The sequence below is a fragment of the Tenacibaculum ascidiaceicola genome (assembly GCF_047470925.1).
GTDB lineage: Bacteria > Bacteroidota > Bacteroidia > Flavobacteriales > Flavobacteriaceae > Polaribacter > Polaribacter discolor.
On sequence record NZ_JAZKJP010000011.1, the window covers coordinates 122401 to 135551 of the forward strand.

Consider the following 13151-nt stretch of genomic DNA (forward strand, 5'->3'; position numbering starts at 1 on the left):
GATGCTTTTTTTTTATATCAATTTCTTTACTTCTTGTTTTAAAAAGGAGATTGCTGTATTTGCTGGACTTTCTTGTTGCGAGTAGTCAATTAACACATTTTCTCGTAAGTCTTTAGCGGTTTCAGAATCTTCTGCTGTAGAACGAAGCTTTGCTATAATACCCAACTTAGCAGCAGTAACAGCTTTCCAGCTATCATCAGAAATGTATAGTTGTTGTACTAAATTATGTTCAAATTCTTGTTCTATGTTACCAATTAAAAGTTGTAGATAATTATCAGTATCATCTCCAATAGGGTTAACTCTTAATAATAATTTTGATGGATTGATACGTTCACAAAACAATAACATACGCTCATATGCTTGTAGTTTTGTAGGTAAACTTTCACGCTTTTTTTCAACTAAAGCATTAAATGTTTTTTCTTTATTATCCTGTTCAATAAAGCGACCCAAAATTAGGTAAGCCACACCGCCAGTTACTAATGCTGGTAGGGCATAAGCAAGCCCTTCAATAATTTTATCTTCCATAATGCGAATATACGAGTCCTGTTAAAATTGCCAATCCAAAACTTAATAAAGTTCCAATTAGTACATATTCAGTAAGCTTTCTGTCTTTTGATGCAGTTAAATCTCCAAATCTAAATATAGATTTTGCAGCAAGTAAAAAACCAACACCTGCCCATTGGTTAATTGCAATAAAAACAAAAATTAATATACGTTCTAAAAAACCAATGTACCTACCTGCATTGGCTAACGATTGTTCTGTTGATTTATTACCCTTTTCAGGATTCCATTTTGAAATTAACGTATTTATAATGATAGAAGAGGTGTAAGTAACAAAAATTAAAGAAGCAAAAAGTAATAAGTTTTGCTTAGTTAAAATAGCGTCAATATTAATCTTAAAAGGAGAATAAATATAGGTGGCAAGCCCTAAAAAGAATATATGTAAAGCTTGATCTAAAAAGAAAAATAGACGTTTGTTCTTTTTCTTTTGAAGATATAGTTTTCCAAGATCAACTAGGTAATGAGTAATAATTACAAGTAAAAAAGCACTCCAATATGTAGAGTTAAATTGTAATAATAATAGTAATAAAACTGTATGAACGCCTATGTGAGCATATAGTTTTATAGATTTTATTTTCTTTTTCTCTTTGTTTTTCACCCAGTTTTTAGGCTGAAACACAAAATCGCCTAATAAATGAGCAATAAGTAGTTTTAAGAACAATATCATAAGTTGGTTAGTTTCTGATTCATAAGTTTTCTATAACGTTTCTCTAGTTTCATAATTTCATCAAACCCAGAACGCTTTCTTCGTTCGCTAGCACTACTTTCTGAAATAGCTAGTTTTTTAGCAATAACTTTTTGAGTACACTCAGGGTTTTGTATTGACATATACACAAAAGCAGCAGAATTAGTTGTCCAGTTATCCATTATTAACAAACTTAAACCTAAAGAAACTTCAAATTCTTCATTAATATTTTCCCAAGGAGTTTTTAAAGCCAAATTTTGTTTTTTTAACAAATAATCAAATGCATATCCAGAATTTATAAAGACTTCGCCGTTGGCTTCGGTAATTTTTTCAGTATCAAAACTTTTATTACCAATACCAATAGCTAAACGAATGTCTAAATCTTTTATTTTCTTAATAGTAGCTTTTAGCTTAATAGCATAGAGAAGAGCGTCAGTAATATTTTCAATTTCAATTTGAAAACTATCTCCACGAAAAAGTTCCCATGTTTTTGGTGTTTTTCCAATAGAATTAAAGGAATCCTTTAATAAAGGGAGCCATGTTTCAGCAGAAACACCTCTAGAATTAATAATATCACCGGTAATTACACTTGTCATGTATATAAATTTTAGTAAAAATAGGTTTTCAAATTTGAAACACCAAATAATTCGGTTTTTAAAGCGAATATTTATAAATAAGGGTTTTAAGACGAATTATTGTTAATTCGGGTTAAAGCTGAAATTTATAGTAATTTAAATTAGTGAATAAAAAAAGGGTTAGAATCTTTAAAAAACCTAAAAGATTGGTTAATTTTCCATTTTTAAAATTCTTTCAATTTAATTTCCATTGAGTACTTATTTAGAGCAACTTAACGAACCACAGAGAGCAGCTGTTTTGCAAAAAGACGGCCCAATGATAATTATAGCAGGAGCAGGATCGGGTAAAACGAGAGTGTTGACCTACAAAATTGCCTATTTAATGGAGCAAGGAGTAGATGCTTTTAACATTTTATCGTTAACATTTACCAACAAAGCTGCCCGTGAAATGAAAGATCGTATTGGTAAAGTTGTAGGTTATAGTGAAGCTAAAAACCTTTGGATGGGAACTTTTCACTCAGTTTTTGCACGTATTTTACGTTCTGAAGCTGACCGATTAGGATATCCGTCAAATTTCACCATTTACGACACACAAGATTCAGTTCGATTGATAACAGCGATTATCAAAGAAATGAACTTAGATAAAGACAGATACAAGCCTAAGCAAATTTTAAGCAGAATTTCTTCTTTTAAAAACAGCTTGATAACGGTTAGGGCTTATTTTAATAATTCTGATTTACAACAAGCCGACTTAGAGGCAAGTAGACCTAGAACAGGTGATATTTATAAAGAATATGTAGATAGATGTTTTAAGTCAGGAGCTATGGATTTTGACGATTTACTACTGCGAACGAATGAATTGTTGGCGCGTTTTCCAGATGTGTTAGCTAAGTATCAAGATCGTTTTCGCTATATTTTGGTAGATGAGTACCAAGATACCAACCATTCTCAATATTTGATAGTACGTGCGTTGGCAGATCGTTTTCAGAACATTTGTGTGGTAGGAGACGACTCTCAAAGTATTTATGGATTCCGTGGTGCGAACATTCAAAACATCTTAAACTTCCAGAAGGATTATCCAGATGTAAAAACGTTTAAGTTAGAACAAAACTATCGTTCAACAAGTAACATTGTACGTGCTGCGAATAGTGTTATTGATAAGAATAAAACCAAGTTAGACAAAGAAATTTGGACAGCAAATGATGCAGGAGATAGTGTAAAAGTAATGCGTACAATTTCTGATGGAGAAGAAGGACGTTTTGTAGCGCAATCTATTTGGGAAAATCAAATGAATCATCAGTTAACAAGTGATCAGTTTGCTATTCTCTATCGTACTAATGCACAATCAAGAGCAATAGAAGATGCATTGCGTAAAAAGGATATTAAATATAAAATTTACGGAGGAATCTCATTCTATCAACGTAAAGAAATTAAAGATTTACTATCATATTTACGAATTTTAATCAATCCGAATGATGAGGAAGCATTAAAACGTATCATTAACTATCCAGCAAGAGGAATTGGAGCTACAACGCTTGATAAATTAACAATTGCAGCGAATCATTATAAAAAATCAATGTTTGATATTTTAAAGAATATCAACACAGTAGATATTAATCTTAATTCTGGAACCAAAACAAAGTTGCAGAATTTTGTAAATATGATTCAGCGTTTTCAAATTGAATCACAAACAAAAAATGCTTTTGAAATTGCTGATTTGGTGGTAAAACAAACCCAGTTAGTTAAAGATTTACAAAAAGACGGAACGCCAGAAGGAGTTAATAAAGTTGAAAACGTTCAAGAACTTTTAAACGGAATAAAAGACTTTATTACCGATAAAATTGAAACTGGTGAGGATGCTTCGTTAACATCATTTTTAGAAGATGTAGCACTAGCGACTGATTTTGATTCTGATAAACAAGACGAAGAACCTAGAGTTTCACTAATGACGATTCACCTGTCAAAAGGATTAGAATTTCCTTATGTATATATTGTAGGTTTAGAAGAAAGTTTATTCCCTTCAGCAATGAGTATGAATACTCGTAGTGAGTTAGAAGAAGAACGTCGTTTATTTTATGTAGCGCTAACAAGGGCAGAAAAAGGAGCTTACTTGACTTATGCACAAACACGTTATCGTTGGGGTAAATTAACCGATGGAGAACCTAGTAGATTTTTAGAAGAAATTGATGATCAGTATTTAGAATACTTAACTCCAAAAGTACCAGAACCTTCGGTAAATAGATTTATTGATGCTAGCTTGTTTGAAGATGATACACCAAAGAAAATACGTTTCCAAAAACCAATTCAAAAAAAGAGAAAAGAATTTTTAGCAAAGAAGGAAAAACCAAATATGGTTCCTCCAAAAAGTAAAATGAAAAAGGTTTCAGAAATGAGCCCGAAAATGAATTTGTTTGATGGAGAAATAACGGTAGGGAATGTAGTAGAGCATAACCGATTTGGAACAGGAAAAGTTGTAGCTTTAGAAGGTAAAGGCCCCAATAAAAAAGCAGAAATAGAGTTTAGTACAGTAGGTAAAAAGAAATTATTGTTACAATTTGCAAAATTGAAAGTAATCGGGTAGATAATTCATAATAATTACCTATTTTGCATAGATAAAATATAGAGAAATGACGTTTGATTTAGAATACAATTCGAAAAGATCCAAATTAATTATCCCAGAATATGGGAGACATATACAAAAATTAGTGAACCATTGTATTGCATTAGAAGATAAAGAAGAGCGAAACACAATGGCTAAAGCTATTATTGATGTAATGGGGAATTTACAACCTCATTTAAGAGATGTGCCTGACTTTAAGCATAAACTTTGGGATCAGTTACATATAATGGCAGATTTTAAATTAGATGTTGATTCTCCATACGAAACACCTTCAAAAGAAGAGTTACAAGAATCTCCTGAGCGATTGCCATATCCTAAATCAGCATCAAAATATCGTTTTTATGGAACGAATATTCAAACCATGATTGATGTTGCATTAACATGGGAAGAAGGAGAAATGAAAGAAGCATTGGTATTTACCATTGCAAACCATATGAAAAAGTGCTATTTAAACTGGAATAAAGATACAGTTGACGATAGTGTGATTTTTGATCACTTATATGAGTTGTCTGATGGTAAAATAGATATTCGTAATACAGAAGAAGACTTAACAGATAGTAAGAGTCTATTGAGAAAAAGAGGAGGCCAAGGGCAGCACAAAACAAAAGGAAAAACAAATACTAAATATAGAAAAAAGTAAATGGCATCATTTAAAATAGAAGGAGGTCACAAATTAAAAGGAACAATAACACCACAAGGAGCAAAAAATGAAGCATTACAGGTTATATGTGCGGTGTTATTAACGTCAGAAAAAGTAATTATAAATAATGTTCCTGATATTATTGATGTCAATAAACTGATTTTTATTTTAGGAGAATTAGGAGTTAAGGTAGAAAAATTATCTAAAAACTCGTATAGTTTTCAAGCAGATGATATCAATTTAAAATATCTTGAGTCAGCAGAATTCAAAAGAGATGGAAGTTCTTTAAGAGGTTCTATTATGATTGTGGGGCCATTATTAGCTCGTTTTGGAAAAGGATATATTCCACGTCCAGGAGGAGATAAAATAGGACGTCGTCGTTTAGATACTCACTTTGAAGGATTCATTAACTTAGGAGCTAAATTCCGTTACAACCGTGAAGAGTATTTCTATGGAGTTGAAACTGAAACAGGATTAGTAGGAGCAGAGATGTTGTTAGACGAAGCTTCGGTAACTGGTACAGCAAATATTATTATGGCTGCAGTACTAGCTAAAGGAACTACGACAATATATAATGCAGCTTGTGAACCATACATTCAACAATTATCAAAAATGTTGAATTCTATGGGAGCAAAAATTTCTGGAGTAGGATCTAACTTACTTACAATACAAGGGGTAGAGTCATTAGGAGGTTGTGAGCATACTATTTTACCAGATATGATTGAAATAGGTAGTTGGATTGGTATGGCGGCTATGACACGTTCTGAGTTAACAATTAAAAATGTAAGTTGGGACGATTTAGGACAAATTCCTAATGTATTTAGAAAGTTAGGAATTCAGTTAGAAAAAAGAGGAGATGATATCTATATTCCAGAACAGGAAAGTTACGAAATTCAAAGTTATATTGATGGGTCGGTATTAACTGTAGCAGATGCACCATGGCCAGGATTTACACCAGATTTGTTAAGTATTGTTTTAGTGGTAGCAACACAAGCGAAAGGAACAGTGTTAATTCATCAGAAAATGTTTGAGAGCCGTTTGTTCTTTGTTGATAAATTAATTGATATGGGAGCAAAAGTAATTTTATGTGACCCACACAGAGCTACAGTAATTGGACATGACTTTAAATCACAGTTGAAGGCAACTAAAATGACTTCTCCAGATATTCGAGCAGGTATTTCGTTATTAATAGCAGCATTATCTGCTAAAGGAACAAGTATTATCAATAATATAGAGCAAATTGATAGAGGTTACGAAGATATCGAAGCACGCTTAAAGTCAATTGGAGCTAAAATTGAAAGAATTGATGATTAATAAAGTAACATCAAGAAATAAATATGAATCCCAAATCAATTGATTTGGGATTTTTTTATGATTAAAGTGTAATTAAAGTATGTTTATTTCGACTTAGTAGGTTAATTTTAATCAATATTATGAAAACAAGAATCATACTTGCAATACTACTATTTCAAGTAACTATTTTTACAGCACAAGAAAGTTCTCAAACTTTTACATCATCAATAGAAAAAGCTCATAAAAAGAATGCATTTATGGGTAAGAAATACCTTAAATATACCATTGATATAACTTTTGGAGGAAAAAAACATTTAAAAGGTATTATAACACAAGAACCAGGAGGAGGTAAAATAAAAATAGAAAAAGAAGATGGTTCACTTATTATTTTTGATGGAAAAGAAGTGTATGCATTAGGAATAAATGAAAAGGATATGGCAACAGCTCGTTTTGATATTTTTACATGGTCATATTTTTTAGGCTTACCATATAAACTTAACGATCAAGGAACTATTTGGTCTAATTTTAGTGATAGCAAATGGGGAGCTGAAAATTTTACAACAGGTAGATTGACTTTTGAATCTGGTACTGGTGATGCACCAGACGATTGGTATGTGATATATAAAAATCCAAAAACAAATATTTTAGAAGGAGCAGCATATATTGTAACCTTTGGTAAAGGAAAAGAAAAAGCAGAAAAAGAACCTCATGCTATTAAGTATAATCAAATTGAACAAGTTAATTCAATACCAATTGCTAAAAATTGGACATTTCATATGTGGTCTTTAAAAAATGGATATGAAGAACAAATAGGAGAGGCAAAACTATCTAATATAAAATTCCTTAAAGAAGCAGAATTTATTGTGCCTACAAAGGCAAAAGTAGTTAGCGTTGTACCAAACTAGTTAGAAACAAGAAATAAAAAAGCTGTTATCGTTTAGATAACAGCTTTTTTTTATGTTTTAACTTTTACATTTCTTCACTACATGTATATTCTTGCGTACAAGCAAAATATTGATGACAATAAATAGGACCTGTAACGCTTCCAGAGCAATCACATCCACATTTACTAAGATCAATAGCAGCACCACCTGTTAAGTTTTTTTGTTGGTTTTTTGAAAGAATTGTAACTCCTGAAATGTTTAAAAAATTCTGTTTCATAATGAGGGACTTTTTTATGTTATAAATTAATTAATAAAATTTCTTAAATATATAATTTTGAATTGTTTGTACAAAAGATAAATGTACTTTTTTGTATGACAGATATAAAATAATATTTACAATGTCATTATGACATATTTTTTTTATTGGCAGTATTCTTGTTAATCAAAAAGTGTTAAATACATGAAACGATTTACAATGAGTAAAGATCAATATACAAAAGAAGACGAAATTAACGACGCTATTAAAAAAGGCGATTTAGGAGAGAATCAAGAAGAAACTCAGGAAAATAAAGAGGTTGAGGCTAAAGAAGAGCCAACTGCAGAAGAATTAATTCAAGCTGAGAAAGATAAATATCTACGATTATTTGCAGAGTTTGAAAATTACAAAAAACGTACTTCTAAAGAACGTATTGAACTTTTTAAAACTGCAAGTCAAGAATTAATGACAGCTTTACTGCCAATTATGGATGATTTTGATAGAGGTTTGGCAGAAATTAAAAAAACAGAAGACTCTGAACTGTTAAAAGGAATGGAACTTATTAATAATAAGTTTAAAAATACCTTAACTCAAAAAGGATTAACAGAAATAGAAGTAAAACCAGGAGATGATTTTGATGCAGAAGTTCATGATGCAATAACGCAAATACCAGCACCTTCAGATGATTTAAAAGGAAAAATTATTGATTGTGTAGAGAAGGGATATAAGTTAGGAGATAAAATTATTCGTCACCCTAAAGTAGTAATGGGGCAAGCGTAAAACAATCATCATTAATACAATTATTAGTAATTATAATAACTGTTTACTAATTAATTGAACATTGAAAGTTATGGCAAAACAAGATTATTACGAAATATTAGGAATATCAAAATCAGCCTCAAAAGCTGAAATCAAAAAGGCATATCGTAAGATGGCAATCAAGTACCATCCAGATAAGAATCCTGATGATAAAGATGCTGAAGAAAAATTCAAATTAGCTGCAGAAGCTTATGAGGTATTAAGTGACGACAATAAAAAAGCACGTTACGATCAGTACGGTCATGCTGCTTTTGAAGGAGGTCATGGAGGTTTCGGTGGCGGCGGTATGAATATGGATGACATATTTAGCCAATTTGGAGATATTTTCGGAGGAGCCTTTGGTGGCGGTTTTGGTGGTTTTGGTGGTGGAGGTCACCGTCAAGCACGAGTAAAAGGTAGTAACTTACGTATTCGTGTAAAACTAACTTTAGAAGATATAGCCAAGGGAGTTGAAAAGAAGGTAAAAGTTCGTAGAAAAGTTCAAGCCGAAGGAGTAACATACAAAACATGTTCAACATGTAATGGTAGCGGACAACAAATGCGTGTAACCAATACTATCTTAGGTAGGATGCAAACTGCTACTACTTGTAGTACTTGTCATGGAGCAGGAGAGATGCTAGATAAAAAGCCAAGTGGAGCAGATGCGCAGGGAATGATAGTAAAAGAAGAAACCGTTTCTATTAATATTCCTGAGGGGGTAACTGAAGGAGTACAATTAAAAGTAGGAGGTAAAGGAAATGAAGCTCCAGGTAAAAACTCTATTCCAGGAGATTTATTAGTGTTAATAGAAGAAATACCACACGAAAATTTAAAACGTGAAGGAAGTAATATCCATTACGATTTATATATTAACTTTTCAGAAGCAGTTTTAGGAGTATCGAAAGAAGTAGAAACAGTTACAGGAAAAGTAAAGATTAAGATTGAACCAGGAACGCAATCAGGTAAAATTTTACGTTTAAAAGGAAAAGGATTACCAAGTATTGAACGTTATGGTCATGGAGATTTCTTAATTCATATAAATGTATGGACACCTCAAGAGTTAACCAAAGATCAACGTAAGTTTTTTGAGGAAATGCAAGAAGATGAGAACTTTAGCCCAAACCCACAGAAGTCGGATAAATCTTTCTTTGAAAAGGTTAAAGATATGTTTTCTTAAAAAAATCTTAAAAAAGGTAATTTTTTTTAAATAAAATTTTTTTTAAACGAAAAACAGTTATATATTTGCAGTGTCTAGGAGACGTTCTAGACACTTTTTCTTTTTCATAGCAATTTTCCCACTCAATTCTTTTGAGTGGGTTTTTTTATGAATAGAGGTGTGAACTTTTATTTTAATAACAATATAATAGCAGACCTATCTTATCGACTTATAATTTAATGTAAGTAGGAAAGTCTGGACACCATAGAGTAGCATAGCGGATAACATCCGTCCGGTGTAAACCGAGGACAAGTGCAACAGAAAGTATGTACAGGTAATGCTGTAGTGAAACCAGGTAAACTCTATGCGGTGCAATGCCATGTACATTAGAGCTTGAGCGCTACTCGCGCGATTCTAAGGGGTAGGCAGATTGATTCTGAGAGTAATTTCAGAACTAGATAAATGATAAGAACCTTATTTATAAGGAACAGAATCCAGCTTATGGGTCTGCTTTTTTTCCTATTTAGAATGATTATACTATTTTTTTCTAATCTCTTAAAAACACCTAATTATCAATTTGATAATTATAGGGTGTTTTTATAGTTGTTTTTTTGATATATTTTTAAAAATAGACCTTTCAGATTAAATTAATTTGCTTTTTAGGCTGTTTTGTTGTTTATTTTTAAAATTAAGGTTAAAATATTACTTTTGCTAAGCAAAAATTAACAGGATAAAGCTGTAATAACCAGTTTTAATATATAGTAGTTTATACTATTTCCTTCTAAATATTTTAAACAAAACTTTTTTATGAACACATACTCAGATTACCTAAAGGAAATTGAAGTAAGAAAAGGTCAAGGTCTTCACCCCAAACCTATTGATGGAAGTGAATTGTTAACCGAAATCATCTCACAAATTAAAGATGAAAACAATCCACACAGAAAAGATTCTCTTAATTTCTTTATTTATAATGTTTTACCAGGTACAACAAGTGCTGCTGCTGTAAAAGCTAATTTTTTAAAAGAGATTATTCTTGGTGAATCTGTAGTAGAAGAAATCACTCCATCTTTTGCTTTAGAGCAGTTAGGTCACATGAAGGGTGGAGCTTCTATAGAAGTTTTACTTGATTTGGCTTTAGGTAGCGATGCTGTTATTGCTGAAGAAGCTGCAAAAGTATTAAAGACTCAAGTATTCTTATATGAAGCAGATACAGAGCGTTTAGAAGAAGCATACAAAGCAGGTAATAAAATAGCAAAAGAGCTTATTGAAAGCTATGCACAAGCAGAGTTTTTTACTAAGCTTCCAGAAATAGAGGAAGAAATTAAAGTAGTTACATATATAGCAGGTGTAGGAGATATATCAACAGACTTATTATCACCAGGTGCTGATGCACACTCAAGATCTGACCGTGAATTACATGGACAATCAATTTTTGAGCATAATAAAGATATGCAAAAAGAGTTGTTAGCACTTAAAGAGCAACATCCAGACAAACGTGTGATGTTGGTTGCTGAAAAAGGAACTATGGGAGTAGGATCTTCTAGAATGTCAGGTGTAAATAATGTGGCTTTATGGACGGGTATTGAGTCTAGTCCGTACGTTCCATTTATCAATATTGCACCAGTAATTGCAGGTACTAACGGAATTTCTCCAATTTTCTTGACTACAGTTGGAGTAACAGGAGGTATTGGTATTGATCTTAAAAACTGGGTAAAGCAAAAAGATGCAGAAGGTAATACTATTGTTGATGAAGATGGAGAACCAGTTTTAAAGCAAGAATACTCTGTAGAAACAGGTACTGTTTTAACTATCAATACAAAAACTAAGAAATTATATAACGGAGATAAAGAATTAAAAGATATCTCTACAGCATTAACTCCACAAAAAATGGAGTTTATAAAAGCAGGAGGATCTTATGCTGTTGTTTTTGGTAAGAAATTACAAACATTTGCTGCTAAAGTATTAGGAATTGATGTACCACAAGTATATGCTACTTCTAAAGAAATTTCTGTTGAAGGACAAGGGTTAACTGCAGTTGAAAAAATCTTCAATAAAAATGCAGTAGGAACTACTCCAGGAAAAACATTACACGCAGGTTCTGATGTTCGTGTAGAAGTTAATATTGTAGGATCTCAAGATACTACAGGTTTAATGACTTCTCAGGAGTTAGAAATGATGGCAGCTACTGTTATTTCTCCAATAGTTGATGGAGCTTACCAATCTGGTTGTCATACAGCTTCAGTATGGGATGATAAATCAAAAGCAAATATTCCAAGATTAATGAAGTTTATGAACGACTTTGGTTTAATTACAGGACGTGACCCTAAAGGGGAATATCCTGCAATGACAGATGTTATTCACAAAGTGTTAAATGACATTACAGTAAGTGATTGGGATATTATTATTGGAGGTGATTCTCACACACGTATGTCAAAAGGTGTGGCTTTTGGTGCCGATTCAGGAACCGTAGCACTAGCTTTAGCAACAGGAGAAGCAACAATGCCAATTCCAGAATCAGTTAAAGTAACATTTAAAGGAGACATGAGAAGTTTTATGGACTTCCGTGATGTAGTACATGCGACGCAACAACAAATGTTAAAGCAGTTTGATGGAGAAAATGTGTTCCAAGGAAGAGTTATTGAAGTACATATTGGTACCTTAACAGCTGATCAAGCCTTTACATTTACAGACTGGACTGCAGAAATGAAAGCAAAAGCTTCTATCTGTATTTCAGAAGATGAAACATTAATTGAATCATTAGAAATTGCTAGAGACCGTATCCAAATCATGATTGATAAAGGAATGGATAACGAAAAGCAAGTATTAAAAGGTTTAGTTGAAAAAGCGAATACTAGAATTCAAGAAGTTAAAACAGGAATTAAACCAGCATTAAAACCTGATGCAGATGCAAAATACTATGCAGAGGTTGTTATTGATTTAGATGAAATTGCTGAACCAATGATTGCAGATCCTGATGTAAATAACGAAGATGTTTCTAAACGTTATACACACGATACAATTCGTCCATTATCATTCTATGAAGGAACTAAAAAAGTAGATTTAGGTTTCGTAGGATCTTGTATGGTTCATAAAGGAGATATGAAAATCTTAGCTCAAATGTTAAAGAACATTGAAGCACAAGAAGGTAAAGTAGAATTCAATGCTCCATTAGTAGTAGCACCACCTACATACAATATTGTAGACGAGTTAAAAGCTGAAGGAGATTGGGAAGTATTACAAAAGTATTCAGGATTTGAGTTTGATGATAATGCACCTAAAGGATTAGCACGTACAAAGTATGAAAACATGTTATACTTAGAACGTCCTGGATGTAACTTATGTATGGGGAATCAAGAAAAAGCTGAGCCAGGAGATACAGTAATGGCTACATCAACACGTTTATTCCAAGGAAGAGTTGTAAAAGATTCTGGAGAGAAAAAAGGAGAATCTCTATTATCTTCTACACCAGTAGTAGTATTATCTACTATTTTAGGAAGAACTCCTACTATGGAAGAATATGAAAAAGCAGTAGATGGTATTGTTTTAACAAAGTTTAAACCATCTCAAAAACAACTAGTAATTTCATAGTTAAATAAAACTATTAGTTATAATATAGAAGCCCGAGTTTAAAAGCTCGGGCTTTGTTGTTATTAATTAATTTCTGTATAAAACTCTACTATAGA

At 32.1% G+C, this 13151-nt stretch carries 11 protein-coding genes and 1 other RNA gene; 8 read left to right on the forward strand and 4 right to left on the reverse strand.

Annotated features, from left to right (window positions below; genetic code table 11):
- Positions 1–12: 12 nt before the first annotated feature.
- From VBY68_RS11815 to VBY68_RS11825, 3 genes are read right to left on the reverse strand one after another with little or no spacing between them, the layout of a single operon-like run.
- Positions 13–525, reverse strand: a complete 513-nt coding sequence (locus VBY68_RS11815) for a DUF7935 family protein (RefSeq protein ID WP_124589859.1) — start codon at positions 523–525, stop codon at positions 13–15.
- The gene (locus VBY68_RS11820) at positions 515–1228 is read right to left on the reverse strand and encodes a DUF3307 domain-containing protein (RefSeq protein ID WP_415269854.1); all 714 of its coding nucleotides are present in this window, start codon (positions 1226–1228) and stop codon (positions 515–517) included. Before VBY68_RS11820 ends, VBY68_RS11815 begins: the two co-directional genes overlap by 11 nt.
- Positions 1225–1842: a SatD family protein gene (locus tag VBY68_RS11825; protein ID WP_099216625.1), complete on the reverse strand. Its 618-nt coding sequence runs from the start codon at positions 1840–1842 to the stop codon at positions 1225–1227. Before VBY68_RS11825 ends, VBY68_RS11820 begins: the two co-directional genes overlap by 4 nt.
- A gap of 229 nt (positions 1843–2071) precedes the next feature.
- Between VBY68_RS11825 and VBY68_RS11830 the strand changes: the two genes are divergently transcribed.
- The 4 genes from VBY68_RS11830 (at position 2072) to VBY68_RS11845 (ending at position 7279) form a co-directional block, all read left to right on the forward strand.
- Positions 2072–4402 carry an ATP-dependent helicase gene (locus tag VBY68_RS11830; protein WP_121147369.1) on the forward strand — a complete coding sequence of 777 codons (2331 nt, stop codon included), beginning with the start codon at positions 2072–2074 and terminating at the stop codon, positions 4400–4402.
- Positions 4403–4448: 46 nt separating this feature from the next.
- Positions 4449–5081, forward strand: coding sequence for a DUF4290 domain-containing protein (locus VBY68_RS11835; RefSeq protein WP_415269855.1), 633 nt, complete (start codon positions 4449–4451; stop codon positions 5079–5081).
- Positions 5082–6395, forward strand: coding sequence for a UDP-N-acetylglucosamine 1-carboxyvinyltransferase (gene murA, locus VBY68_RS11840; protein WP_121147368.1), 1314 nt, complete (start codon positions 5082–5084; stop codon positions 6393–6395).
- 119 nt (positions 6396–6514) lie between these two features.
- The gene (locus VBY68_RS11845) at positions 6515–7279 is read left to right on the forward strand and encodes a DUF6503 family protein (RefSeq protein ID WP_415269856.1); all 765 of its coding nucleotides are present in this window, start codon (positions 6515–6517) and stop codon (positions 7277–7279) included.
- A 64-nt stretch (positions 7280–7343) separates the two neighbouring features.
- Here the strand turns inward: VBY68_RS11845 and VBY68_RS11850 are convergent, their stop codons facing one another.
- Positions 7344–7535 (reverse strand): hypothetical protein, encoded by a 192-nt coding sequence (locus tag VBY68_RS11850; RefSeq protein WP_099216630.1) that lies wholly within the window; start codon positions 7533–7535, stop codon positions 7344–7346.
- A 183-nt stretch (positions 7536–7718) separates the two neighbouring features.
- On the opposite strand from VBY68_RS11850, the gene VBY68_RS11855 reads away from it, so the two are divergent.
- The 4 genes from VBY68_RS11855 to VBY68_RS11870 all read left to right on the forward strand — a co-directional run bounded on the left by VBY68_RS11855 (position 7719) and on the right by VBY68_RS11870 (position 13056).
- Complete coding sequence (locus VBY68_RS11855; RefSeq protein WP_237271003.1) at positions 7719–8294, forward strand: nucleotide exchange factor GrpE; 576 nt, start codon at positions 7719–7721, stop codon at positions 8292–8294.
- Between the two features lie 70 nt (positions 8295–8364).
- Complete coding sequence (gene dnaJ / locus VBY68_RS11860; protein WP_121147366.1) at positions 8365–9489, forward strand: molecular chaperone DnaJ; 1125 nt, start codon at positions 8365–8367, stop codon at positions 9487–9489.
- A gap of 186 nt (positions 9490–9675) precedes the next feature.
- Positions 9676–9986, forward strand: an RNA gene (rnpB, locus tag VBY68_RS11865) — RNase P RNA component class A.
- Positions 9987–10275: 289 nt separating this feature from the next.
- Entirely contained in the window at positions 10276–13056 is a 2781-nt protein-coding gene (locus VBY68_RS11870) for a bifunctional aconitate hydratase 2/2-methylisocitrate dehydratase (protein ID WP_121147365.1), read from the forward strand.
- Positions 13057–13151 lie beyond the last annotated feature (95 nt).